A 23417-nucleotide genomic window follows, 5' to 3' on the forward strand; every position below is an offset into this window, starting at 1 on the left:
ATTGCGGTATCGGGCACGCACCGTCAACCGCCGAAGCGATCCCGCCAGGCGGGAAGGGCGCCCTCATGGGGAAGAGATGTCGCCGTGAACACGCCGCGCGCGATCGCGCGGGCCAGGACGTTGGCCGCCATGGCGCCGATCATGGTCAGATCCTGAACCGGGTCGGCAAGTGGACGCGCCCCTGTCGCGGCGGCGAAGATCGTATCGCCATCGAAGGGCGCGTGGGTGACGTCGAGCGCGCGGGCGAGTCCGTCATTCGCGGCGATGGCGACATGCGTGGCCTGCGCCTTGGTCAGGGCGGCATCGGTCGCGATGATGGCGAGGGTGGTGCCCGGTTGCGGCCCGCCCTTCCAATGCGGGCGATGACGGGCGCCGGGCGGTGTCAGTGGCCAGCCGAGCCCGCCGAACTCGTCGCCGATTTCGAGCCCGCCCGCCCAGAAATGCGGCCCGCCTTCGATTAATGTCGAGCCCACAGCGTTCACCACCGCGAGCGCCGCCACCATGTGACCGCTCGCGAGCCGTACCGAGGCGGAGCCGACGCCGCCTTTCAGGTCGACCGTCGTCGCCCCGTATCCCGCGCCGACCGAGCCGAGCGCCACCCGCGCGCCAGCATCCTCGCAGGCCGTATAAGCGAGTTCGCGATAGGGCGGGTAGCGGCCCCAATCCTTGTCGCCGCCATTGAGCAGATCGAAACAGATCGCCTGTGGCACGATCGGGATCAGCGCCGCGCCGAGGCGGAAACCGATACCGCGTGCTCGCAGCCAGGCCTGGACCCCCGAAGCTGCGTCGAGTCCGTATCCCGAGCCGCCGGAGAGGACGAGTGCGTGGACGGTCTCTACCGTGGCATCGGGCGCCAGGGCGGCAAGATCGCGCCCTGCCGAAGCACCGCCGAGCGCCGAGGTGCCGACGGTGGCCGGTTCGTCGAAAAGCACGACGCTGACCCCCGAGGCGAGTGCCGTGTCATGGGCTTGGCCGAGGCGCAGACCGGGAATATCGGCGAGGCTGTTGGTCGGCCCGGTGAGGCTCGTCGGCAGGCCTGTTTCGCTGCGCTGCGTCATCCTGATGCGCCCCTTATTGATCTTTCCCAATGGAACCGTGTCGCAAACAGTCTATCACGCAGGATCACGAGGCCGCGAGAGCGTGCCGTGGTGGCTTTTCCTGCGCGTGATCGGGAGCTAGAAGCGGGGCATGATGGAAATTTCGATACTGGCCGCCCTCACCGGCGGATTGATCAGCTTCCTGTCGCCCTGCGTGCTGCCGCTGGTGCCGCCCTACATGACCTATCTGGCCGGCGCCTCGCTGGATCAGATCGAGGATTCGGATGATCCGGAATTGCGTAAACGGGCGATCAGAACGGCGATCGTGTTCGTTCTGGGATTCACCACCGTCTTCACCCTGCTCGGTGCCACGGCTTCCGCCCTGGGGCAGCTGGTGCGGCAATACATGGATCTGTTCGGCATCGTTGCCGGGGTCATCATCATCCTGATGGGTTTGCACTTCCTCGGCGTCTTCCGCATCGCCTTGCTCTATCGCGAGGCGCGTTTCCAGGGCGGTTCGAATGTCGGCCTCTGGGGTGCCTATGTGATGGGGCTCGCCTTCGCCTTTGGCTGGACGCCCTGCATCGGCCCGATCCTCGCCGCCATCCTCGCGGTTGCGGGGACGGAGCAGAGCGTGGCGCAGGGCGCCTTCCTGCTGATGGTCTATTCCGCCGGGATGGGCATTCCCTTCATCCTCGCCGCCTTCGCGATGCGGCCCTTCGTGAATTTCCTCAAACGCATGAAGAGCCGTTTCGGCATGGTCGAGAAGGCGATGGGCGGCTTGCTCGTTCTCACCGGAATCGCATTCCTGACCGGCGGTATCGAGATGATGGCCTTCTGGATGCTGGAGACTTTCCCCGTGCTCGGGCGTCTGGGCTGATTTTCGCGCAAAGGCCATCCCCATCCCCCGCGCATGCGCTAGATTGTGGGCGTGATGAGTTACGATCCGCAAGATCTCAGCCTGAATGCCCGGCGTCTGCGTCTCGATACGCTGGTGCGTCTGCGCTGGCTCGCCGTGACCGGGCAGAGCCTCGCGGTGTTCGGCGTGCATTTCGGGCTCGGCTATACGCTGCCCTTCGCCGCCTGCCTCACGCTGATCGGTCTCTCGGCGGTCCTCAACATCGCCATCCGCATCCGCTATCCCGCGAGCCATCGCCTGCACGATGATACGGCGACGGGCCTGCTTGCCTTCGACATCGTCCAGCTCGCCTTGCTGCTCTTCCTCACCGGCGGATTGCAGAATCCCTTCAGCCTGCTCTTCCTCGCCCCCGTCCTGATTTCGGCGACGGCCCTGCCGCCTTTGCGCACGCTGTTTCTGGGGTTGCTTGCCGTAGGCTGCGCGACGCTGCTGGCGCTCGCGCATCTGCCATTGCCCTGGATACCGGGCGAGACTTTCCAGATGCCGTTTCTCTATATCAGCGGCAAATGGTTCGCGATCCTGCTCGGCGCCGCCTTCATCGGCGTCTATGCCTGGCGCATCGCGGAGGAGGGACGCCAGCTCGCGCAGGCGCTGGCCGCGACGGAGCTGGTCCTCGCGCGCGAGCAGCATCTCTCCCAGATCGACGGACTCGCCGCTGCCGCCGCGCATGAACTGGGAACGCCGCTCGCGACGATCACCGTCGTCGCCAAGGAGCTCGCCCGGCGCGCCCCGGCGGATACGGAGACGGCGGAGGATCTCGCCCTGTTGCGCGATCAGGCCGAGCGCTGCCGCGCCATCCTCGGCAAGCTGACCTCGCTGAGTGCGGAGGACAAACGCGGGTTTCTGGAGCGAATCACCTTGGGGCATCTGATCGAGGAGATCGTCGATCCGCAGCGCGGTATCGGTGTGCCGCTGCATGTCGATATCCGGGGTGAGGGCGCCGAGCCCTATTGCCAGCGCAATGCCGGGCTGATCTACGGTCTGGCCAATCTGATCGACAACGCCGTCGATTTTGCCGATTCCGACGTGCATGTGATCGCGCGCTGGGATGCGCGCGAGGTGCGCGTCGAGATTCACGATGACGGGCCCGGTATTCGCCCCGATATCCTGTTGCGGCTGGGCGAGCCCTATGTGACGAGCCGGGGCGCGGACAAACGCGGGCGCGGCGAGCGCATGCAGGGTCACGGGCTGGGGGTCTTCATCGCCAAGACGCTGATCGAGCGCACCGGCGCGCAACTCACACTCACCAACCAGCCCGCGCCAGGGCACGGCGCGATCGCGCGCATCCTCTGGCGGCGCGAAACTTTCGAATGGCGTGATCCCGCTTTCGACATGCAGGAACTGGATAACGCGCCCGATGAGCCTATTTTGGAATCGGAACAGGTTTTCGGCACGCGCGGGTCATCGGATCGCGATCCCCGCACGTAATTCGAACGAGGGCGGCGCTCGCGCATCGAAAGCCGGCAGAGCGCGCCTTGAGACGAGGAGAGAGAATGATGATCGAGGCCGAAATCGAGCGGGATGCCGTGATCGAAGGAGATAACGCGCTGCTCATCGTCGATGACGACCGCCCGTTCTCGACGCGCCTGGCCCGCGCCATGGAGAGCCGTGGCTATCGGGTGACCGTCGCCGAGAGCGTGGCCGAGGGCATCGCGCAGGTTGACGCCGCGCCCCCCGCTTTCGCCATCATCGACATGCGCCTCGGCGACGGAAACGGGCTCGAGGTGATCACCCGGCTGAAGGAGCGGCGTCCGGAAGCGCGCGGTGTCGTGCTCACCGGCTACGGCAATATCGCCACGGCGGTGACAGCCGTGAAGATGGGCGCTTTCGATTACCTCGCCAAGCCGGCGGATGCGGACGAGATCGATGCCGCGCTCAAGGCCGGTCCGGAGGGGCGCGCCGATCCGCCGGAGAATCCGATGTCGGCTGATCGCGTGCGCTGGGAGCATATCCAGCGCGTCTATGAACTGTGCGGACGCAACGTCTCCGAGACCGCACGCCGGCTCAACATGCACCGCCGCACGCTGCAGCGCATCCTGGCCAAACGCGCTCCGCGCTGACGCCTTCGTCAGGAGAGGCGTTCGCGTTTCAGCCGGATTCCGGCGGCGTCGCGATCGAAAGTGTCGGGCGTCACGCCGTCATGGCGCAACGCGTGTTTCTGCAGCTTGCCACTGGCGGTCTTGGGCAGATCCCGTGTCACGCGGATATAGCGGGGCACCATGAAATGCGGCACGCGCTCGGCCAGAAACGCGACCAGTTCCGCCGCGTCGATGGTTTTACCTTCCACGGGGGTGACGATGGCGAGGACGTCGTCCTCGGTCTCGTCGCTCGCCACCGCCACCGCCACCGCTTCGCGCACGGCAGGATGGGCGGTGATCTCGGCTTCGAGCGCGAAGGATGAAATATTCTCTCCGCGCCTTCGGATCACGTCCTTGATGCGATCGACGAAGAAGTACCGGCCCTGATCGTCCCGCCGGAACGCATCTCCCGTGTGGAACCAGCCGTTTCGCATGGATTCGGCCGTGGCCTGCGGGTTGCGGTAATAACCCGCGAACAGCGCCCAGGGGCGGTGCGAGCGGATCACCAGTTCGCCGATGCCGCCGCTTGCGACGGGGATGTCGTTCTCGTCGACGATACGCAGTTCGAAGGGCGCACGCGGCATCCCTGCAAGGCCCGCATCATTGCCGTCTTCTCCGATCCCCGGTCCCGCGATGAGGGGGCTCGCGATCTCGGTCATGTTGTAGACCGTGTAGAGCGCGGCACCGAAACGCGCGCGGAAACGCGGGGCGTCTTCGCCGAAGGGGACGATATAGACCTTCGCGAGCGGGTGGTCGCGATCCTTCGCATCAGCCGGCGCCTTGAGCAGGAAATTCGCCATCACGCCGAGCAGCAGCACCACCGTGGAGCCGGTATCGCGGATTGCCTGCCAGAAATCACCCGTGCGGAATTCCGGAATCATCGCCATGGTCGCGCTGCGGGCGAGGCTCGCATGGACATAGAGCGTGCTGCCGCAGTGGAAGATCGGCCCGGCGATCATGCAGCAATCATCGGGCCCGATCGCCTCGATGGCTTCCGGCCCCATCGTGTAATGCTGGATATAGGTGAAGAGCACGCCTTTGGGTGCGCCGGTCGTGCCGGAGGTATACATCACCGCCTGCACGTCGAAGGGCCGGATCGGCGCTTCGAGCGCGAGGGCGGTCTCATCGATGCCGACCGGGTCGCGCAGGGGGGCGATGGTGAGGCCGGCAATGGCGGTGGGTTCACCATCGCCCGCGACCGTCAGGACATCGCGCAGGGCACCGTGATCGATCTCGCGCAGCCGGGCGACCAGGGTGGGATGGGCGATCATCAGGCGGGCATCGGCATTGTCGAGGATCTGCGCCAGGGATTGCCCGCGCGCGGCGGTGTTCAGCGGGATGTAGACGGCGCCGAGATAGTTGATCGCAAACCAGGTCACGAGCAGATCCGGGCCGTTGCCCATCCAGCACAGCACATGCGCCCCCTGACGGATGCCGGCCTGCGCGAGGGCGCAAGCGCGTGCGCGCACGCGGTCGAGGAGTTCGCCGTAGCTCCACACTTCCGGCGCGCGCTCGCGCCCGTGCCAGAAACGGATGCAATCGCGCTCGGGATGCGTGCGCGCACGGTCTTCGAGCATGTCGCGCAGGACGCAGTCTTCGCGCGGCGGTACGGCATCCGGCGCAATCGGCGTCAAGCCTGCCATGGTATCTCTCCCGATTTCATTCTCGTCGCGACCGCGACGCGCTCTCGGGCGGCGCCGCGATGCGCTTCTGGGCGCCGACAGGCAAACGCGAGCAGCGTGCCGCTGTCCAGCGCGCGCATACAAGCCGGGTCTGGGGATTTTGGGCAGGCGAACCCGTCCGTCAGCGCTGGCCTGCTTGCCTGCGCCGTTTTTGCGGTCGCAAAGCCGGGGTTTCCGCGTTAGAAGCATTGCATTCGGGATCCGGAGGAACAGATGGCGTTATTGATTCTCGGGCTGGTGCTCTTCATCGGCGTCCACAGCTTCACGATGATGCGTGAACGGCGCGCGGCGGTGATCGCGAAGTTGGGTCTGAACGGTTACAAGGGCGTTTATTCGGCTCTGGCACTGCTCGGTTTCGTTCTGATCGTGATCGGTTTTGCGCAATACCGCGCTGACGGCTATATCCAGATCTGGTGGCCACCGATCTGGACACAGCATCTCGCGGCCTTGCTCGTTCTGTTCTCCTTCATCCTCCTGCCGGCCGCCTATATGCCCGGCTATATCAAGGCGAAGGCGAAGCACCCGATGCTCGCTGCGGTGAAGATCTGGGCGCTGGCGCATCTGCTCGCCAATGGCGATCTCGGTTCGATCATTCTTTTCGGTTCGCTGCTTGCCTGGGCCGTGGTCGCACGGATTTCGGTAAAGCGGCGCAAGGATGCACCCTCCGCCGTCAGCGCGCCGGTGACCCGTCCGCAGGCGAAATACGACCTGATCGCGCTGGTGATCGGGCTCGTCGCCTATGTCGCATTCGCCTTCTGGCTGCATTATCTGCTGATCGGGGTGCCCGTCTTCACGGCCTGAGGAGAACGTCATGTCGGCACAATCGGCCAACCGCCGGCTCACGGCGCCGGACATCGCCGCGCGCAAAGGCGATGCCGAAGCTGCGCCGATCGTCGCGCTCACCGCCTATACGGCACCAATGGCGCGGCTCGTCGATCAGGTGGCGGATGTCATTCTCGTCGGCGATTCGCTCGGCATGGTGGTGTATGGCTACGATTCGACCCTGCCGGTGACTGTCGACATGATGATCCTGCATGCGCAGGCGGTGATGCGCGCCTCGACGCGGGCCCTGGTCGTGGTCGATCTGCCCTTCGCTGCCTATGAGGCCGGTCCCGTGCAGGCTTTCGAGGCGGCGGCGCGGATCATGAAGGAGACCGGCTGCGGCGCGGTGAAGCTCGAGGGCGGGGCGCATATGGCGGAGACCGTGCGCTTCATCACGCAAAGGGGCATTCCGGTGATGGGTCATACCGGGCTCACGCCGCAAGCGATCGCAACGCTGGGAAGCTTTCGCGCGCAGGGGCGCGAGCGGGCGCAATGGCCGCAGATGATTGCCGATGCGCAGGCGATTGCCGAGGCCGGCGCCTTCTCCGTTGTGGTCGAAGCCGTGGCCGAGCCGCTCGCGGTGGAGATCACGAAAGCCGTGCATGTGCCTGTCATCGGCATCGGGGCTTCGGCGCAATGCGACGGGCAGATCCTCGTGCTCGACGACATGCTGGGGCTCACCCCGCGCACACCGAAATTCGTCAGGCGCTATGCCGAGATCGGGGCGCAGGCCGAGCGGGCGCTTGCCGATTATGCGCAGGAGGTGCGTGAGCGGCGCTTTCCGTCGCCGCAGCAGACCTATCCCGAACGCAAGGGCGATCAGAAAGCCTGAGCCAGGCCGATCCCGTCACGCTGCGTGCGGCAGGGCCTGATAGCTGTTGAGCGGCAGGTGGACGAGCACGATCGTGCCGATGCCGACCTGCGAGCGGATGCGCAGATTGCCGCCATGCAGTTCCGCGAGGGATTTGGCGATGGCAAGGCCGAGCCCGGACCCCTGATAGGTGCGCGAGAACTCGCTCTCGACCTGCTCGAAGGGGCGGCCGATCTTCTTCATGGCTTCCTGCGGGATGCCGATACCGTCATCTTCCACGTAGAGATTGATCGCATCGTTGACCACGCGCGCTCTGAGTGCGATGCGCCCGTTCTCCTCGGTGAACTTGACGGCATTCTGCAGGAGATTGACGAGGATCTGCTGGATGGCGCGCTCGTCGGCGAAGAGCCGGGCCTGGGGCGCTTTCTCGATGGTGAATTCGAGCCCCTTGGCGCGGGCAAGTTCGCCGATCATGCGCGATGCGCGCTCGATCACGTCATCCACCGCGATATCCTGCTTCTCGAGCTTGATGCGTCCGGCCTCGATGCGCGACATGTCGAGGATGTCGTTGATCACCGAGAGCAGATATTCTCCCGATGAGCGAATATCATGGCAATATTCGCCGTATTTGCCGTTACCCAGCGGACCGAAGACGCCACTTTCCATGACTTCCGCAAAGCCGATGATGGCGTTGAGGGGCGTGCGCAATTCGTGGCTCATATTGGCGAGGAATTCGGATTTGGCGCGGCTTGCGCCCTCGGCCTCGGCCTTCTGTTCGAGATAGCGCTCGGCCAGATCGGCGAGTTGCTGGGTCTGGGTTTCGAGCTTCTGGCGGGAAACGCGCAGATCGCTGATGGTGGCCTTGAGGCGGCGCTCGGAATCGAGCAGGCGCTCCTCCTGGCGCTTGAGCGCGGTAATGTCCGTGCCGACGGAGACATAGCCGCCGTCACCGGTGCGGCGCTCGTTGATCTGCAGCCAGCGCCCGTCCGCGAGCTCGGCCTCGAAGCTGCGCGCTCCTGTCTCGCGTCCGGCATTGCGGGGCAGTTCCTGCTCGACGATCGGCTGATCGGCTTCCGCCATGACCAGCGCATAGGCGGTGCCCGGCGCGGCTTTGGCATGGTCGAGCCCGTGCAACTCGCGGAATTTCGAATTGCACAGAACCAGCCGGTTTCCCGAATCCCAGAGCACAAAGGCCTCCGAGATCGCATCGACCGCGTCGCGCAGGCGCATATCGGCCTCGGCGGTGCGCTGTGCGAGCTGGCGCTGGTCGGTGACATCGACGCAGATCCCGATCAGATGCCGCGACCCGTCATCCTGATCATCGACGAGCTCGGCCCGCGCGCGCAGCCAGACCCAGCGGCCCTGTATGTCGCGGATACGGAATTCGTGATCGACCACCGATGAGCGCGAAGCGGCGAGTTCATCGGCAAGGGCGAAGAAATCCGTGTCGTCGGGGTGAATCAGGCCGTTGACGTCGCCGAAGGAGAGGAATTCGTCCTCGCGGCTATAGCCGAGCATGGCATACATCGAATCCGACCAGTAGATGCGCCCGCGTGCGATATCCCAGTCCCACAGGCCGCAGCGTCCGCGGTTGAGAGCGGAATCGATCCGCCGCCCGACCTTCTGGCAGATATGGTCCGCCGTACGCGCCCGCGAGGCTTGCAGGAAATAGGCGGCACCGAGGCCGATCAGAACGACGATGGTGGCCGCCAGCAGTGAAAACTGTGACTGGCTGCGTTGCCGGCTCGCGGCAAGGATGCTCTGCGCCGTATGGATCACCGCAAGATGCGCGCCGTCGCCCAGCGCATGCAGGCTGGCGATCACGGCGGTTTCATCGGGCAGTGTCGCGGAGACGGCACCGGCATCCGCGCTCAGGGCATGCAGGGCCGGATCCTGCCCGAGCAGGTCGTGCAGGGTGTTGACGCCGGCAGGCCGGTATTTGCCCCCGGCAATTCCGAGAATTGCACCATCGCGATCGGCCAGGGCGAGAAAACGGCCTGTCCGGTCGAGCTCGGGGGGGAGTTCCTGCATGAATGTGTCGAGGCCGGCCTGACGCGCATGTTCGGACCTGTCGACGAGGCTGTTGACTGCCAGCTCACCGATGAGCGTGGCTTCGGTCGCGGCCTGGACAAGGGCCGCCTGATGATCACTGCGGGATTGGAGGAAGACGGTGGTGCCGAGAGTGATGAGGAAGATGCCGAGCAGGACGGGAACGGCGCGCTTGAGCCATGGGTCGGCGCGCTCGAGCCGTCCGAGTGCCGGGTGAGCGCCAGCCCCGATGACGCCCAATATGCTCCCGCCGCGCGCAGAAGCGCACGTTGTCTCCGCGCCGGTCATGCGCAGACCCCCATGGTGTTCGGTTATCTGGTCCCGGGAGACGTGCCGCATCTGCCCGAATCACACATAATAGAATCCTGTAGAAAATTTTTGTCCAGACTTGCATTCAGCAATTTTTAAGGTTCGCGAAATTCTACGCCGCACGGTTTGAAGCGCTCGCACTGAGTATGATTCAAGGCTTTGGAATTTCGAATCTATTCGTGATGGCCGTGAAGTCGGACCGAAACGTCTGTCCGGTGATTCGCGCGCAAGGCGTCACAATCCCGGAATTGCGGCAGCGCACAATGAGGCTGCCGCACTGCGAATTATCCACTGCGGAGGCAAATCACCCGGAACCGGGATCAAGTCAGTCGAGCGTGCGCTGCACGATATCGGCGACGTCGCCGGACAGGCCGTCACGCGATGCGACGCGTTCGAGCGCCGCCTGCGCCTTCGCCCGCCGTCCCGGCTCCATCATGCGCCATGAATTGAAGGCGGTCAGCAAGCGGGCCGCGACCTGCGGGTTGCGCGCATCGAGCGCGATCACCTGATCGGCGAGGAAATCATAGCCCGCGCCGTCCGCCCGGTGGAACTGGGTCGGATTGTTCATGGCGAAGGCGCCGATCAGCGCGCGCACGCGGTTGGGGTTGTTGATGGAGAAGGCGGTATCCTGCATCAGCTCGGCGATTGCGGCGAGGGTGTCGGGTTCGGCGCGGCCGGATTGCAGCGCGAACCACTTGTCGATGACCAGCGGCTCGTCGTCGAAGCGGTTGCGGAAATCGGTGAGCAGGCGCTGACGCAGGGCGTCCGGCACCGTCGGGCTATGGACGGCGCTGGTCAGGGCGGCGAGCCGATCCGTCATGTTGTCGGCATTGTCATATTGGGCTGCGAGCGCTTCAATGATTCCCGCAGCATCGGCCTTGACCAGGAGGTCGAGTGCGATGTTGCGCAGTGCCCGCACACCGGCGGACGCGGCATCCGGGCTGTAGGGGCCGGCTGCGACCGGTATCGCGCGCAGGGCCTCGAGGCGTGGCGCGAGCGCGCGCGCGATCGTGTCGCGAAGGGCTTCGCGAGCCCGGTGGATCGCGTCGGGATCGACATCCTTGCCGATCTCCTGAGCGATCTCCGATTCCGGTGGCAGGGTCAGCATCAAGGCTGCGAAGGCGGGATCCTGCGCGGCTTGCGCATCGAGAAAGCTTCCCAGCGCCTCGGCCAGCGCCTGCGTGGCGGTTTCGCCGGCGGCATCGCCCTCGTCGCGGGCCGCGCGCGTCAGGAGCCGTGTGGCGACATTCTGGCCCGCCTGCCAGCGGTTGAAGGCGTCGCTGTCATGGCGCACCAGCGTCAGGAGACCGGTATCGTCGAGATCGAGGCTCAGCCGCACCGGCGCGGAGAAGCCGCGCAGCACGCTTGGCACGGGGCGCGCGTCGACATCCCTGAAAATCAGGCTGTCACTGGAATGACGCAGCACGAAGACGCCGTCGCTCAGGCCTTCCGCCCGGTGATCGAGCGCCCCGCCATCATGATCGACGAGGCCGAGCGCGATGGGGATGACCAGCGGATCCTTCGTCGGCTGGCCTGGTGTGGACGGGGTCGATTGCGCGAAATCGAGGCGGTATTGCCGCTTGTCGGAATCGTAATGGCTCGAGACGACGACACGCGGCGTGCCGGCCTGCTCGTACCAGAGCGCGAAATGCGTCAGGTCCTGACCCGAGGCTCGCGCAAAACAGGCAAGGAAAGCCTCGACCGTGGTGGCCTCGTTGTCGTGGCGCGCGAAATACAGATCCATGCCGCAGGCGAAGGCGTCGTCGCCGAGCAGGATCTTGAGCATGCGGATGATCTCGGCGCCCTTCTCGTAAACGGTCGCCGTGTAGAAGTTGTTGATCTCGCGGTATTCGCGCGGGCGCACCGGATGGGCCAGCGGGCCGGCATCCTCGGTGAACTGGCGCGCGCGCAGGGTGCGCACCGCGTTGATGCGCTCGACCGCGCGCGAGCGCTCGTCGCTGGAGAATTCCTGATCGCGGAAGACGGTCAGGCCCTCCTTGAGGCAGAGCTGGAACCAGTCGCGGCAGGTGATGCGGTTGCCGGTCCAGTTGTGGAAATATTCATGCGCGATGATCGCCTCGATATGCGCGTAATCGGCATCGGTCGCGGTCTCTGGCGAGGCAAGCACGTATTTGTCGTTGAAGATGTTGAGGCCCTTGTTTTCCATCGCGCCCATGTTGAAATCGGAAACGGCGACGATGTTGAACACGTCGAGATCGTATTCGCGCCCGAACACGTCTTCATCCCAGCGCATCGAGCGCTCCAGTGCGTCCAGCGCGTAATGCGCGCGCTCTTGCTTGCCGCTTTCCACGTAAATCGCCAGCCGCACCGCGCGCCCGCCCTTCGTCACGAAGTCGCGCGTGACGCTGCCCAGATCGCCGCCCACCAGCGCGAAGAGATAGGACGGTTTGGGATGCGGGTCGTCCCAGACGGCGAAATGACGCCCGCCGGGGAGATCGCCGGCAGCGACGGGGTTGCCATTACCCAGCAGGATCGGCGCCTCTTCGCGGGCAGCTTCGATGCGGGTGGTATAGACTGCCATCACGTCGGGGCGGTCGAGGAAATAGGTGATGCGGCGAAAACCTTCCGCCTCACATTGGGTGCAATAGACCCCGTTCGAGCGATACAGCCCCATCAGCTTGGTGTTGGCGGTGGGATCGATCACCGTCTCGATGGTCAGGCTGAACGCGTCCCGGGGCGGGTTCGCGATGGTGAGCCGGTCCGGCTGGCAGGTATAGGCGGTTTCCGCCAGCGTCTCGCCGTTGAGCGCGAGTGCTTCGAGCGCGAGTTCATCCCCATCGAGCGTGAGCGGCGCGCCGGGCGTGCCTTCCGGATTGGGCCGGATCGCGAGCATGGCCCGCACCTTCGTGGCATGCGCATCAAGGGAAATGTCGAGATCGACCCGGTCGATCAGGTAATCGCTCGGGCGGTATTCCTCGAGGCGGATCGCGCGGGGGCTCTCGGTACGCATGAAGACTCCGTTGCTTGTTGCGAGTTCCGGCTTTCCGGATCCGGCGCGTTGTAGCGCGTTCGATGCCGCCGCGCCAATGCAGGTGATGCGACAACGGCTCTGCAAATGGTCGGAGACTGGCTCTATTTTGTGGCAGCGACCTTGAAATAGCGCATCAGAATTCCGTGATAGATCGCCGCGAGCCCCTCGAGGTCGGAAATGGCGACGTGTTCATCCACCTTGTGCATGGTCTGGCCGACGAGGCCGAATTCGACCACGGGGCAATAGCTGTTGATGAAGCGCGCATCCGAGGTGCCGCCGGTGGTGGAGAGTTGCGGGCGGATGCCTGTCTGAGCCTCGATCGCATCCTGCACGAAGCCGGTGAAGGCGTCGGGCGGTGTCAGGAAGGCGATCGCGTTGGTCGGCTCCAGATCGAGCCGGTAGGTGACTTCGTTGCCCGCCGCCTCGCGCAGCCGCCGGTCGATCTCGGCGGCAAGTGTTTCGGGCGTCCAGATATCGTTGAAGCGCACGTTGAATACGGCGCGCGCCTCGCCCGGGATCACGTTCGTCGCCGGATTGCCGACATCGAGTGTGGTGATTTCGAGATTGGTGGCGTCGAAATGCGCGGTGCCCGTATCGAAGGGCGCGGCCTTGAGCGCGGCGAGCAGGCGCACCATGCCGTCGATCGGATTGCGGGCGAGATGCGGATAGCCGACATGGCCCTGCACGCCCTCCACGGTGATGGCGCCCGTGAGCGAGCCGCGCCGGCCGATCTTGATCATGTCGCCGAGATTGTGCGGATTTGTCGGCTCGCCGAGCAGGCAATGATCGAAACGCTCGCCGCGTTTATGCGCCCATTCCAGCAGCTTGACCGAGCCGTTGATCGCCGGGCCTTCCTCGTCCCCGGTGATCAGGAAGGCGATGGAACCGTTGAAATCGGGATGGCGCCTGATGAAGCCGAGCACGGCTGAGAGCATCGCCGCGATGGCGCCCTTCATGTCCACCGCGCCGCGCCCGTAGAGCATGCCGCCTTCGGTCTCGCCCGCGAAGGGCGGATGCCGCCAGGCACCCTCGTCGCCGGGCGGCACCACATCGGTATGGCCGGCGAAGACCAGAAGCGGGCTCTTGGTGCCGTAGCGGGCGTAGAGATTTTCCACATCCGGCGTCTCGCGCTCGGAAAAGACCGGGCGCGAGATCGTGAACCCGGCTTGCTTCAGAGCATCGGCGACAACACCCAGCGCGCCGCCTTCCTCGGGCGTCACTGAGGGACAGCGGATCAGAGCCTGCGCGAAGGCGAGTGCGGAGGGCAGATCGGGTGCCGGTGCGTCGCTGGTCATCATCCCGCTCCGGGTCAGTCGCGCAGGAGCTCGTTGATGCTGGTCTTCTCGCGGGTCTGCGCATCGACGCGCTTGACGATCACGGCGCAGGAGAGCGACGGGCCGGGCGTACCATCGGGGAAGGGCTTGCCGGGCATCGTCCCGGGGACAACGACGGAGTAGGGCGGCACCTTGCCCCGGAAAATCTCGCCCGTGGTGCGATCGACGATCTTCGTCGAGCCGGAGAGGAAGACGCCCATGGAGAGCACGGAACCCTCGCCGACAATCACGCCCTCGACCACTTCGGAGCGCGCGCCGATGAAGCAATTGTCCTCGATGATGGTCGGGTTGGCCTGTAGCGGCTCCAGCACGCCGCCGATGCCGACGCCGCCAGACAGATGCACGTTCTTGCCGATCTGCGCGCAGGAGCCGACGGTGGCCCAGGTATCGACCATGGTGCCCTCATCGACATAGGCGCCGAGATTGACGAAGGACGGCATCAGAACGACGCCTTTGGCGATATGCGAGCCACGGCGCACGACGCAATTGGGCACCGCGCGAAAGCCTGCCTCCTTGAAGCGCGCCGCGTCCCAGGCATCGAACTTGGAGGCGACCTTGTCCCACCAGACCGACTGGCCCGGCCCGCCGGCAATGACTGCCATGTCGTTGAGGCGGAAGGAGAGCAGCACGGCCTTCTTCAGCCATTGATGCACGACCCAGTCATCACCCTGCTTCTCGGCAACGCGGGCCTTGCCGGAATCGAGCATGGCAAGGGCGGTTTCGACGGCCTCGCGCACCGCGCCGGTGGTGGCGGCGGAAACGGAGGCGCGATCCTCCCAGGCGGCATCGATGGTGGCGGCGAGATCGGCGTGAGACATGATGAGCGCTCCGGCATGACGGTTTGTTGCGCGCTCATTAGCAACAAGCGTACGGCTTGGGTAGAGGCGAATGAGTCGTGACCCGCCACGCGGTTTGCTCATGGCGCCTGTCGCATCGCGGCCATTGCGCAAACGGGCGCGCCTGGTCCATACCCTGTGCGAGGCGGTGCAGCCGCTTCGCACGTGATCGACGACAATTCATTCGGGCCATATCGACCATGCAGAGCTTTTCATCCGACGGCGTGCGCATCGCCTTCATCGACGTCGCCGCCGAGGGCGAGGATCGCGGCGAGCCGATCATTCTGATCCACGGTTTCGCTTCCAACCATGCCGTCAACTGGGTGAACACCCTGTGGGTGAAGACGCTCGCGCGGGCCGGGCGCCGCGTCATCGCGCTCGATAATCGCGGCCACGGGCAGAGCGAGAAGCTTTATGATCCCGCCGCCTATGACAGCTTCATCATGGCCGAGGATGCGCGCCGGCTGCTCGATCATCTCGACATTCCCCGCGCCGACGTCATGGGCTATTCCATGGGCGCGCGGATCAGCTCCCATCTCGCGCTGGCCCATCCCGACCGGGTGCGCAGCCTGCTGATGGGCGGGCTCGGGATCCATCTCGTCGAGGGTGTGGGCCTGCCGATGGGCATCGCCGATGCGATGGAAGTCGCCTCCGCCGACGAGCTCACCGATCCGCTGCAGCGGATGTTTCGCCTCTTCGCCGAGCAGACCGGGAGCGATCTGAAGGCGCTCGCCGCCTGCATTCGTGGCTCACGCCAGACGCTGACCCGGGCCGAGATCGAGCGCATCACGGTGCCGACCCTGATCAGCGTCGGCACCAAGGACGAAATCGCCGGCTCGCCGCATAAGCTCGCGGCGCTGATGCCGGATGCGCAGGCGCTCGATATTCCCGGCCGCGACCACAACCTTGCCGTCGGCGACAAGGCCCACCGCGCCGGTGTGCTGCAATTCCTGGATGAACGCGCGTGACGATCAGCTTCACCGGAGCCCATGACAACCGCCTCGTCGGTGATGAATTCTTCGCCGGGGAGCAGGCTGCGCGCGCATCGGCCCCGACGGCGCTGCTGCTGCATGGCGGCGGGCAGACGCGTCACGCCTGGGGCGGAACGGCCGAGCGCCTCGCCGGGCGCGGCTGGCGGGCAATCGCCCTCGACCAGCGCGGCCATGGCGAGAGCGACTGGCTCGCTTCCGGTGCCTACGGCTTTCGCGATTTCGGCGCCGATGCGCGCCGCGTCGCGCAGGTGCTGATGCAGGATGGCGGGCGGGCACCCGTCGCCATCGGCGCCTCGCTCGGTGGTCTCGCTTCGATCCTCGCGCTGGGTGACGACCCGCAGGCCGCGCCATGTTTTCGCGCGCTGGTCCTCGTCGATATCGTGCCGCAGATGGATCCGCGCGGGGTGGACCGTATCCAGACCTTCATGATGGCGCAGGCGCGCGAGGGTTTCGCGACGATCGACGCGGCGGCGGATGCGGTGGCGCGCTACCTGCCGCACCGCCCCCGCCCGCGCTCGCTCGACGGTCTGCGCAAGAACCTGCGCCGCGCCGATGACGGGCGCTGGTACTGGCACTGGGACCCTGCTTTCCTCGACGGGCCCGGCTCGGTCAATGCCGACTGGCGCGAATCGGAGGCGGCTTTACATCGATGCGCCCGTGCGATCCGGGTTCCGGTTCTGCTGGTGCGCGGCGGTTCCAGCGAACTCGTCACACCCGAGGCGGCGCAGGCGTTTCGCGAACTGGTGCCGCATGCGCAGTTTATCGACGTGGCGCAGGCACGCCACATGGTGGCGGGTGATCGCAACGATGTGTTTTCCAATGCGGTCGAAAGCTTCTTGGATCGGCTCGATCAAGGCTTATAATAAGAGGAATGCGCGTATTGCGCAGAACGGGAGGACAGGCCGATGGCGCGGACGCAAACGAAGAGCGATGCCGCCGTTTCGCAGCGGCGCGGCGTGGTCGGGAATCTCGATCCGATCTGGGATCAGGTCCGGCATGAGGCTGAAGCGGTTGCGCGCAACGAATCGGCGCTCACCAATTTCGTGCTCACCAGCGTGCTGAATCAGCCCTCGCTCGAAGCGGCGGTGATTCACCGGGTGGCGTCGCGGCTGGCGCATCCCGCGCTCTCGGCGGATCTGATCAGCCAGACCTATATGGAAGCCGTCCAGGACGAGCCGGGCATCGGCGCGGCCTTTCGCGCCGATATCATCGCCGTGATCGACCGGGATCCGGCCTGCACGCGGCTGATCGAGCCCTTGCTCTACTTCAAGGGGTTTCACGCCATCCAGACCTATCGTCTGGCGCATTGGCTCTGGCATCGCGGGCGGCGCGATCTGGCGCTCTATCTGCAGAGCGTCTCCTCCGAGACCTTCCAGACCGACATCAATCCACAGGCGACGATCGGCAAGGGAATCTTCCTCGATCACGCCACCGGCCTCGTCGTCGGTGCAACGGCGAGCGTCGATGACGATGTCTCGATCCTGCAGGATGTGACGCTCGGCGGCACCGGCAAGGAGAGCGGGGATCGCCATCCCAAGATTCGCTGCGGCGTGCTGATCGGGGCCGGGGCCAAGATCCTGGGCAATATCGAGGTTGGCCATTGCGCCCGCGTCGCCGCCGGCTCCGTGGTGCTTGAACCCGTGCCCCATAATACGACGGTCGCCGGCGTTCCCGCCCGCGTCGTCGGCACGGCGGGTTGCGCCGAGCCGGCGCGGACGATGGACCAGATTCTGGCCGAGAAGCAGGGGCGCTGACGCAGCGTGACGCGATCCGCCTGCGGCGGGTTGCGCCGGCCCGCGCAACATGGCAAGCCGTTCGCGTCCCCAAATCAGAAAAGCGGAGCAACTGGTGAACAAATCCGAAATGGCGAAAGTCGAGCGTTATCTCCGCCAGACTTTCGCAAATCACGCGATCCGTGTCGTCGGGCGCCCCAAGAAAGACGATTCGGCCGAGGTCTATATCGGTGAGGAATTCATCGGCGTGCTCTTCCTCGATGACGAGGATGGCGATCGCTCGTTCAATTTCCAGATGGCGATCCTGGACACGGATCTGGAAGACTGAACCTGCGCCGGCAAGGCGCCCATCCCGCGCCGCCGATTCACTCGTGCGGCGCGAGCAGATCCGTGTTCAGCCAGAGGACGATACGCTCCCAGTGCCGCACGTCCGCTTTGGCCATCTGCAGTTGAATGTCGAGGCCGTTGCGACGCAGCTCCGCTGAGCAAGTCGGCGCGACGGGCCCGTCGCCGCGTTGGGCGCAACGTGCTGCGAAGTTGCGGCCCTCTGGCGGCGCGAGCAGCAGCACTTCTCCGGCATAGGGCGTATCGTCACGAAACGAACGGCGCACCAGATTGCCGCCGAAAGTGCTGGCATCGCTCGACAGGAAGCGCGCGTAAATCAGTCGCGGGCGATCCGCCGGTGCCACTGCGCGATCGGGCGCGGCGAGGGCGACGATGAGCTGTGCCTCGGGGGCGGCAGCATCTCCGATGATATCGGCAAGCGGTATGCGCAGGCTCAACCGCCCCGGAACGCCGTCGCTGATCGCGAGCCAGTGCTCGGCCACGCGCAGCGACTGTCCGGCGAAGCGCAGATCATGCATGATCGGCTCCTGCGGTTCGGATTTTGTCGGCAAAAGCAGATGCCGGCTCATGCTGAAGGCGGCGATGCCTGCCGCGCAGACGAGTACGATCAGGACCAGGACCAGCAGATCGGCGCGGATCAGCTTTTGCGGCGGGCCAGCCTGGCGCTGCCCGATTGCCGGATGAGGTTGCCTGTAGAAGACCGATTCCCGCGCCATTTCCCGCCCCGTGTCGCGCCGCGCGATCATGCTGCACGCGTTAACCTTGTCGCGCGATCAGGCTTAATCATTCGTTAAAGCTGGTGCACACTGGCCGTTCTGGTTCGGGACGGTGGTGAGAGAGTATCGGGAAAGCGCGATGAGTTTTGATGCGTCCAACATTTCGAGCCTCGTGACGATCCTCGTCGGCTTCGCCTTCGCTGGCGCGCTGGCCAGCATGTTCGAGGCGCTGACGGCCCGGCGGGCGAGCTTCAACCTGTTGCTCGGCAAGGGGCCGATCGTGGTCGCCAGCCTGCCGGTGCTGGCATTCTCCGCTCCCTTCATCATCATGCGCAATACCGTGCGCGGACGCCGCTACGAGGATCGCCCCATCGGCTTCGTCATGGCCGCGACGATCATTGCCGGTTTGTGGAGCCTCGCCTCCGGATCGCTCGTGCGCGACGCCCTGCACTTCCTGTTCGGGTGATGCGCTCGAAACGGTTTGCGCATGCGGTGCTTGACACGCCATGTCCGCGCCCGCTTCCCTGATGCTTCAGAACAATCAAAAGGGAGGGCGCAGAATGCCGCTCTATGCACTCGACGGCGTCGCACCGCAAACCCCGCAGGTGGGCCGCTTCTGGATCGCGCCGGATGCGCATGTCATCGGCAAGGTCCGGCTCGCCGATGATGTCGGGATCTGGTTTGGTGCGGTTTTGCGCGGGGATAACGAACTGATCGATATCGGTGAAGGCTCCAACATCCAGGAGCATTCCGTGCTGCATACGGATATGGGCGCGCCGCTCAGCGTCGGCGCCGGCTGCACCATCGGCCACCGCGCCATCCTGCATGGCTGCACGATCGGCGATGGGTCGCTGGTGGGGATGGGCGCGACGATCCTCAATCACGCCCGGATCGGGCGCAACTGCCTGATCGGCGCCAATGCACTGATCACCGAGGGCAAGGAATTTCCCGACAATTCCCTCATCGTCGGCGCCCCGGCCAAGGCCGTGCGCACCCTCGACGAGGCGGCAATCGCGGGTTTGCGCGGCTCCGCCGAAGGTTACGTCAGAAACTGGAAGCGCTTCACTGCCGGCATGACGCGCCTCGATTGACGCGCCTCGATTGACGCGCCTCAGGCGCGCCCGAAGACCCGCGTGAAGATGGTATCGACCTGTTTGAGGTGGTAGCCGAGATCGAAGCATTCCGCGATCTCGGCATCGCTCATCTTCGCGCTGACTTCCGGATCCGCCTTGAGCAGCGTCAGGAAGTCCCCCTCGCCGCGCCAGACCGGCATGGCGTTGCGCTGCACGAGGCGATAGGAATCCTCGCGCGAGACGCCCTTTTGCGTGAGCGCCAGCAGCACGCGCTGCGAATGCACCAGCCCGCCCAAGCGGTCGAGATTGTTCTGCATGGTTTCGGGATAGACGACCAGCTTGTCCATCACCCCGGTGAGGCGCGCGAGCGCGAAATCCAGTGTCACCGTCGCATCCGGGCCGATCATGCGCTCGACGGAGGAATGCGAGATGTCGCGCTCATGCCAGAGCGCCACGTTCTCCATGGCGGGCAGGGCGTAGGAGCGTACCATGCGCGCGAGACCGGTGAGATTCTCGGTCAGAACCGGGTTGCGCTTGTGCGGCATGGCCGAGGAGCCCTTCTGGCCGGGGGAGAAATACTCTTCCGCCTCCAGCACTTCCGAGCGCTGGAGATGGCGCACTTCGGTGGCCAGCCGCTCGATCGAGGAGGCGATCACACCGAGCGTGGCGAAGAACATGGCGTGGCGGTCGCGCGGGATCACCTGGGTGGAAACCGGCTCGGGTGTGAGGCCGAGTTTCTCGGCCACGTATTCCTCCACGCGCGGATCGATATTGGCGAAGGTGCCGACGGCGCCGGAAATGGCGCAGGTGGCGATCTCTGCACGCGCGGCGACGAGGCGGCTGCGGCAGCGGTCGAACTCGGCATAGGCCTGGGCGAGCTTCAGGCCAAAGGTTGTCGGCTCGGCATGGATGCCGTGCGAGCGCCCGATCGTCGGCGTCAGCTTGTACTCGAATGCGCGGCGTTCCAGCGCGGCGAGCAGCGCATCGAGATCGGCCAGCAGGAGGTCGGCGGCGCGGGTGAGCTGCACGTTGAAGCAGGTATCGAGCACGTCGGAGGAGGTCATGCCCTGATGCACGAAGCGCGCCTCCGGCCCCACGATCTCGGCCAGATGCGTGAGGAAGGCGATGACGTCGTGCTTGACCTCGCGCTCGATCGCATCGATGCGCGCCACGTCGAAGGTGGCGGCGGAGCCTTTTTCCCAGACGATCTGCGCGGCCTCGCGCGGGACCACGCCGATTTCGGCCAAGGCCATGGTGGCGTGGGCCTCGATTTCGAACCAGATGCGGAATTTCGTCTCCGGCGACCAGATGGCGGTCATTTCCGGGCGGGCGTAGCGCTCGATCATCGTCTCACTCTGCGTTGCGGGAGGCGCATCGCCTCGACCTGATGGCGCGGCGTTAGCACGAACCGGGGCGGTTCACAATCTTACCCCTTGCGCAACCCACCAATGATGACGCGCGCGCGGGGGCACAGGCGGGCTTTCGACAAAAAACGCCACGCGGGGGCTTGCATGGCGCGCGCTTTCGCGCAGTTTTGAAGCAGAACAAGCGCCGGCAGGCGCAGCAAGCGAGCGGGGAATCCATGCAGATCGAACATCCATATCTCCTCTTCCTGGGCGATGCCCGCGATGCGCTCGCGGCCAAGACCGGGCTCGGCATCGTCGACTGGCGCCCGGAATGGTGCATCGGCCAGATGCGGCTTCCCGGCTGCAACGCGGATGCGAAGCTCCCCGACATGAACCCGCGCGAGGCCGCCGATAGGGGCGTCAGGACCATGGTGATCGGCGTCGTCAATGCCGGCGGCGTGCTGCCCGATGACTGGGTGTCGATCATCGTCGATGCGCTCGATTCCGGCCTCGACGTGGCGTCGGGCCTGCATATGCGTCTGGGTGATATTCCCGAGATCGCGGCGGCGGCGCAGCGCAACGGGCGCAAGCTGCACGATGTGCGCATGAGCAACGAGCGTTTCGCCACCGGCAAGGGCGACAAGCGCCCGGGCATGCGGCTCCTGACGGTGGGGACGGATTGCTCGGTGGGCAAGAAATACACCGCGCTCGCGCTGGAAAAAGGCATGCGTGATGCCGGTTTCGATGCCGATTTCCGCGCCACCGGCCAGACCGGCGTGTTCATTTCCGGGCGCGGCGCGGCAATCGACGCCGTGGTGGCGGATTTCATTTCCGGCGCGGTGGAATGGATCTCGCCGACAGCAGAGCCCGATCACTGGGATCTGATCGAAGGGCAGGGATCACTCTTCCACCCCTCCTTCGCCGGCGTCTCGCTCGGCCTGCTGCACGGCGCCCAGCCGGATGCCTTCGTCGTCTGCCACGAGCCGACCCGGCGCAACATGCGCGGCGTGAATACCCCGCTGCCGACGATCGGCGACGTCATCCACATGACCATTGCCTGCGGCCGCCTCACCAATCCCGCCATCCGCTGCGTCGGCATCGCGGTGAACACGCAGGCGCTTGACGAGGCGGAGGCCCGCGACGAGCTCGCAAGGATCGAAAAGACTTACGGATTACCCGCGACCGACCCGGTGCGCTTCGGCGTGGAGGGAATCGTCGCGGAGATCAAGGCGCGTTTCGGCAAGGGGTGAGCCGCGAGATGAGTGATAAAACGGCGAAGGCCGCGCTCTCGAAAGAGCGCGGCCTCGACGGGCCCCCGATGTATCGGGAGTGAGCGGCAGGGGCCCGAAACGGGGTACGGCGGTCAGGGATCGTCGCCGCCGGTATTGTCGAAGGTGCTGTCGGGGTCGAAATAAACCCAGTTGTTGTCCGGTTGTGGGTGAGCGCCTGGCAACCCGGTGCTACCGGAGCCGCTTTGCCCGTTATTGTTGCCGGACCCGACTTGACCGACCGCTGCCGCGCGTTCGACGAGCTGTTGTTGGGCGGCTTCCCAGTCGAAAGTCCCGTCTTCCTGAACTTCGGCAATCGGAGCGAGCTCGTTGCGATCAATCAGGCCATCTGAGCCGGAAAGCTGCGCAAAAATTGCGTTGGCTTCCGGGCGCTCGATATTGAATGTTTCATCATTGACGGTCAGTCCATCGCTGAGTGCCTGCGCAAGGCCCCAGAATTCGTTCTGGTTGATGTGATCATCCTCGCCGGCCCAGACGTCGAAATTGCCGAGGCCGCCCATCATATCCATGATTGCCGCGTTGATGCCACTGTCGGTGATAAGCTGAAGCGGATCCTGATTGGCGTATTCTTCGAAATGTTCCATGACCTGCTCAACGGAGACAGAAGTGGCATCGGCGCCACCCAGATTCTTGATGATCAAATCCATCTGCTGCTCAGAGATACGCAGGGCTTTTGCACCTTCTTCCTTGTTAAGCATCGCATCACCGCCGGCTTGCGACAGGAGGCGCTCCTTGAGCGCAAGCAACGACGCCTGGTTCGGATACGCGGGCGTGAGCATAGAAGTGAGCTCCTGCCCCGCAGTGATGGGCCAATCGCTCGAGCTCGAGCTTGGCTGGTAGGTGGCGACAAGATTGCCATTGTACGCCTCATCTGGACCATAGCCGGGATCCTGGCGGCCGCGTTGCGTAGGGCGTTGATATGCTTGATCATTAGAGTCGTGGTGAACGGCCCCATCAAGCCAACCTATGCCAGGAGTAGTCGGTTGAAAATTTGAAGCGACGTTGGGGCCTGTCATATTTAATTCAATATTATTGCTCATAACTCAAACTCCCA

General features: G+C 65.1%; 22 protein-coding genes. 12 read left to right on the top strand and 10 right to left on the bottom strand.

The window, feature by feature from the left end; all coding sequences use genetic code 11:
* Positions 1 to 23: 23 nt before the first annotated feature.
* Complete coding sequence (locus tag GA0071312_RS09925; RefSeq protein WP_074446070.1) at positions 24 to 1058, bottom strand: P1 family peptidase; 1035 nt, start codon at positions 1056 to 1058, stop codon at positions 24 to 26.
* A gap of 130 nt (positions 1059 to 1188) precedes the next feature.
* Between GA0071312_RS09925 and GA0071312_RS09930 the strand changes: the two genes are divergently transcribed.
* From GA0071312_RS09930 to GA0071312_RS09940, 3 genes are all read left to right on the top strand, one after another.
* The gene (locus GA0071312_RS09930) at positions 1189 to 1917 is read left to right on the top strand and encodes a cytochrome c biogenesis CcdA family protein (RefSeq protein WP_074444838.1); all 729 of its coding nucleotides are present in this window, start codon (positions 1189 to 1191) and stop codon (positions 1915 to 1917) included.
* A 51-nt stretch (positions 1918 to 1968) separates the two neighbouring features.
* Positions 1969 to 3384, top strand: a complete 1416-nt coding sequence (locus GA0071312_RS09935; protein ID WP_420819961.1) for an ActS/PrrB/RegB family redox-sensitive histidine kinase — start codon at positions 1969 to 1971, stop codon at positions 3382 to 3384.
* Positions 3385 to 3449: 65 nt separating this feature from the next.
* Positions 3450 to 4016 carry an ActR/PrrA/RegA family redox response regulator transcription factor gene (locus tag GA0071312_RS09940; RefSeq protein ID WP_074444840.1) on the top strand — a complete coding sequence of 189 codons (567 nt, stop codon included), beginning with the start codon at positions 3450 to 3452 and terminating at the stop codon, positions 4014 to 4016.
* A gap of 8 nt (positions 4017 to 4024) precedes the next feature.
* On the opposite strand, the gene GA0071312_RS09945 is transcribed toward GA0071312_RS09940, so the two are convergent.
* On the bottom strand, positions 4025 to 5677 hold the full coding sequence (locus tag GA0071312_RS09945; RefSeq protein ID WP_074444841.1) for an AMP-binding protein: 1653 nt from the start codon (positions 5675 to 5677) through the stop codon (positions 4025 to 4027).
* 252 nt (positions 5678 to 5929) lie between these two features.
* Here GA0071312_RS09945 and GA0071312_RS09950 point away from each other — a divergent pair, with 252 nt between their 5' ends.
* Positions 5930 to 6517, top strand: a complete 588-nt coding sequence (locus tag GA0071312_RS09950; protein ID WP_074444842.1) for an NnrU family protein — start codon at positions 5930 to 5932, stop codon at positions 6515 to 6517.
* A 10-nt stretch (positions 6518 to 6527) separates the two neighbouring features.
* The gene (gene panB / locus GA0071312_RS09955) at positions 6528 to 7370 is read left to right on the top strand and encodes a 3-methyl-2-oxobutanoate hydroxymethyltransferase (RefSeq protein WP_074444843.1); all 843 of its coding nucleotides are present in this window, start codon (positions 6528 to 6530) and stop codon (positions 7368 to 7370) included.
* Positions 7371 to 7385: 15 nt separating this feature from the next.
* Here panB and GA0071312_RS09960 read toward each other — a convergent pair whose 3' ends face one another.
* The 4 genes from GA0071312_RS09960 to dapD all read right to left on the bottom strand — a co-directional run bounded on the left by GA0071312_RS09960 (position 7386) and on the right by dapD (position 14851).
* On the bottom strand, positions 7386 to 9686 hold the full coding sequence (locus tag GA0071312_RS09960) for a PAS domain-containing sensor histidine kinase (protein WP_074446071.1): 2301 nt from the start codon (positions 9684 to 9686) through the stop codon (positions 7386 to 7388).
* 346 nt (positions 9687 to 10032) lie between these two features.
* Positions 10033 to 12678 carry an aminopeptidase N gene (gene pepN, locus GA0071312_RS09965; protein ID WP_074444844.1) on the bottom strand — a complete coding sequence of 882 codons (2646 nt, stop codon included), beginning with the start codon at positions 12676 to 12678 and terminating at the stop codon, positions 10033 to 10035.
* A gap of 122 nt (positions 12679 to 12800) precedes the next feature.
* Entirely contained in the window at positions 12801 to 13994 is a 1194-nt protein-coding gene (gene dapE / locus GA0071312_RS09970; RefSeq protein ID WP_074446072.1) for a succinyl-diaminopimelate desuccinylase, read from the bottom strand.
* A gap of 14 nt (positions 13995 to 14008) precedes the next feature.
* The gene (gene dapD / locus GA0071312_RS09975; RefSeq protein WP_074444845.1) at positions 14009 to 14851 is read right to left on the bottom strand and encodes a 2,3,4,5-tetrahydropyridine-2,6-dicarboxylate N-succinyltransferase; all 843 of its coding nucleotides are present in this window, start codon (positions 14849 to 14851) and stop codon (positions 14009 to 14011) included.
* A 218-nt stretch (positions 14852 to 15069) separates the two neighbouring features.
* Here dapD and GA0071312_RS09980 point away from each other — a divergent pair, with 218 nt between their 5' ends.
* The 4 genes from GA0071312_RS09980 (at position 15070) to GA0071312_RS09995 (ending at position 17922) form a co-directional block, all read left to right on the top strand.
* Positions 15070 to 15837, top strand: a complete 768-nt coding sequence (locus GA0071312_RS09980) for an alpha/beta fold hydrolase (RefSeq protein ID WP_074444846.1) — start codon at positions 15070 to 15072, stop codon at positions 15835 to 15837.
* A complete protein-coding gene (locus GA0071312_RS09985; protein ID WP_074444847.1) occupies positions 15834 to 16724 on the top strand; it encodes an alpha/beta fold hydrolase in 891 nt (296 codons plus the stop codon). The genes GA0071312_RS09980 and GA0071312_RS09985 overlap by 4 nt, the downstream gene beginning before the upstream one ends.
* 42 nt (positions 16725 to 16766) lie before the next feature.
* Positions 16767 to 17615 (top strand): serine O-acetyltransferase, encoded by an 849-nt coding sequence (gene cysE, locus GA0071312_RS09990; RefSeq protein ID WP_074444848.1) that lies wholly within the window; start codon positions 16767 to 16769, stop codon positions 17613 to 17615.
* Between the two features lie 109 nt (positions 17616 to 17724).
* Positions 17725 to 17922: a DUF3126 family protein gene (locus GA0071312_RS09995; RefSeq protein WP_414706522.1), complete on the top strand. Its 198-nt coding sequence runs from the start codon at positions 17725 to 17727 to the stop codon at positions 17920 to 17922.
* 37 nt (positions 17923 to 17959) lie between these two features.
* Here the strand turns inward: GA0071312_RS09995 and GA0071312_RS10000 are convergent, their stop codons facing one another.
* Positions 17960 to 18685: a hypothetical protein gene (locus GA0071312_RS10000; protein WP_074444849.1), complete on the bottom strand. Its 726-nt coding sequence runs from the start codon at positions 18683 to 18685 to the stop codon at positions 17960 to 17962.
* 109 nt (positions 18686 to 18794) lie between these two features.
* Between GA0071312_RS10000 and GA0071312_RS10005 the strand changes: the two genes are divergently transcribed.
* Both GA0071312_RS10005 and GA0071312_RS10010 read left to right on the top strand, forming a co-directional pair.
* Positions 18795 to 19121 (top strand): DUF6949 family protein, encoded by a 327-nt coding sequence (locus GA0071312_RS10005; RefSeq protein WP_074444850.1) that lies wholly within the window; start codon positions 18795 to 18797, stop codon positions 19119 to 19121.
* A gap of 94 nt (positions 19122 to 19215) precedes the next feature.
* Complete coding sequence (locus GA0071312_RS10010) at positions 19216 to 19746, top strand: gamma carbonic anhydrase family protein (RefSeq protein WP_074446074.1); 531 nt, start codon at positions 19216 to 19218, stop codon at positions 19744 to 19746.
* A 20-nt stretch (positions 19747 to 19766) separates the two neighbouring features.
* Here the strand turns inward: GA0071312_RS10010 and purB are convergent, their stop codons facing one another.
* Together purB and GA0071312_RS19965 are read right to left on the bottom strand one after the other, a co-directional pair.
* On the bottom strand, positions 19767 to 21074 hold the full coding sequence (purB, locus tag GA0071312_RS10015) for an adenylosuccinate lyase (RefSeq protein ID WP_074444851.1): 1308 nt from the start codon (positions 21072 to 21074) through the stop codon (positions 19767 to 19769).
* Positions 21075 to 21154: 80 nt separating this feature from the next.
* Complete coding sequence (locus tag GA0071312_RS19965; RefSeq protein WP_165604006.1) at positions 21155 to 21325, bottom strand: hypothetical protein; 171 nt, start codon at positions 21323 to 21325, stop codon at positions 21155 to 21157.
* On the opposite strand from GA0071312_RS19965, the gene dgcN reads away from it, so the two are divergent.
* Positions 21311 to 22324 (top strand): N-acetyltransferase DgcN, encoded by a 1014-nt coding sequence (dgcN, locus tag GA0071312_RS10020; protein WP_074446075.1) that lies wholly within the window; start codon positions 21311 to 21313, stop codon positions 22322 to 22324. The two genes, GA0071312_RS19965 and dgcN, sit on opposite strands and share 15 nt — an antisense overlap.
* A gap of 113 nt (positions 22325 to 22437) precedes the next feature.
* Here dgcN and GA0071312_RS10025 read toward each other — a convergent pair whose 3' ends face one another.
* On the bottom strand, positions 22438 to 23403 hold the full coding sequence (locus tag GA0071312_RS10025) for a hypothetical protein (RefSeq protein WP_131817768.1): 966 nt from the start codon (positions 23401 to 23403) through the stop codon (positions 22438 to 22440).
* Between the last annotated feature and the right edge of the window lie 14 nt (positions 23404 to 23417).

Source organism: Saliniramus fredricksonii (genome assembly GCF_900094735.1).
In the GTDB taxonomy this organism is placed as follows: domain Bacteria; phylum Pseudomonadota; class Alphaproteobacteria; order Rhizobiales; family Beijerinckiaceae; genus Saliniramus; species Saliniramus fredricksonii.

Bases quoted from the DNA above. Each gene is read 5' to 3' on its own strand.
- GA0071312_RS09925 (WP_074446070.1), bottom strand. From the start codon at position 1,058: ATGACGCAGCGCAGCGAAACAGGCCTGCCGACGAGCCTCACCGGGCCG.
- GA0071312_RS09930 (WP_074444838.1), top strand. From the start codon at position 1,189: ATGATGGAAATTTCGATACTGGCCGCCCTCACCGGCGGATTGATCAGC.
- GA0071312_RS09940 (WP_074444840.1), top strand. From the start codon at position 3,450: ATGATGATCGAGGCCGAAATCGAGCGGGATGCCGTGATCGAAGGAGAT.
- GA0071312_RS09945 (WP_074444841.1), bottom strand. From the start codon at position 5,677: ATGGCAGGCTTGACGCCGATTGCGCCGGATGCCGTACCGCCGCGCGAA.
- GA0071312_RS09950 (WP_074444842.1), top strand. From the start codon at position 5,930: ATGGCGTTATTGATTCTCGGGCTGGTGCTCTTCATCGGCGTCCACAGC.
- panB (WP_074444843.1), top strand. From the start codon at position 6,528: ATGTCGGCACAATCGGCCAACCGCCGGCTCACGGCGCCGGACATCGCC.
- GA0071312_RS09960 (WP_074446071.1), bottom strand. From the start codon at position 9,686: ATGACCGGCGCGGAGACAACGTGCGCTTCTGCGCGCGGCGGGAGCATA.
- pepN (WP_074444844.1), bottom strand. From the start codon at position 12,678: ATGCGTACCGAGAGCCCCCGCGCGATCCGCCTCGAGGAATACCGCCCG.
- dapE (WP_074446072.1), bottom strand. From the start codon at position 13,994: ATGACCAGCGACGCACCGGCACCCGATCTGCCCTCCGCACTCGCCTTC.
- dapD (WP_074444845.1), bottom strand. From the start codon at position 14,851: ATGTCTCACGCCGATCTCGCCGCCACCATCGATGCCGCCTGGGAGGAT.
- GA0071312_RS09980 (WP_074444846.1), top strand. From the start codon at position 15,070: ATGCAGAGCTTTTCATCCGACGGCGTGCGCATCGCCTTCATCGACGTC.
- cysE (WP_074444848.1), top strand. From the start codon at position 16,767: ATGGCGCGGACGCAAACGAAGAGCGATGCCGCCGTTTCGCAGCGGCGC.
- GA0071312_RS09995 (WP_414706522.1), top strand. From the start codon at position 17,725: ATGGCGAAAGTCGAGCGTTATCTCCGCCAGACTTTCGCAAATCACGCG.
- GA0071312_RS10000 (WP_074444849.1), bottom strand. From the start codon at position 18,685: ATGATCGCGCGGCGCGACACGGGGCGGGAAATGGCGCGGGAATCGGTC.
- GA0071312_RS10005 (WP_074444850.1), top strand. From the start codon at position 18,795: ATGAGTTTTGATGCGTCCAACATTTCGAGCCTCGTGACGATCCTCGTC.
- GA0071312_RS10010 (WP_074446074.1), top strand. From the start codon at position 19,216: ATGCCGCTCTATGCACTCGACGGCGTCGCACCGCAAACCCCGCAGGTG.
- purB (WP_074444851.1), bottom strand. From the start codon at position 21,074: ATGATCGAGCGCTACGCCCGCCCGGAAATGACCGCCATCTGGTCGCCG.
- dgcN (WP_074446075.1), top strand. From the start codon at position 21,311: ATGCAGATCGAACATCCATATCTCCTCTTCCTGGGCGATGCCCGCGAT.
- GA0071312_RS19965 (WP_165604006.1), bottom strand. From the start codon at position 21,325: ATGTTCGATCTGCATGGATTCCCCGCTCGCTTGCTGCGCCTGCCGGCG.
- GA0071312_RS10025 (WP_131817768.1), bottom strand. From the start codon at position 23,403: ATGAGCAATAATATTGAATTAAATATGACAGGCCCCAACGTCGCTTCA.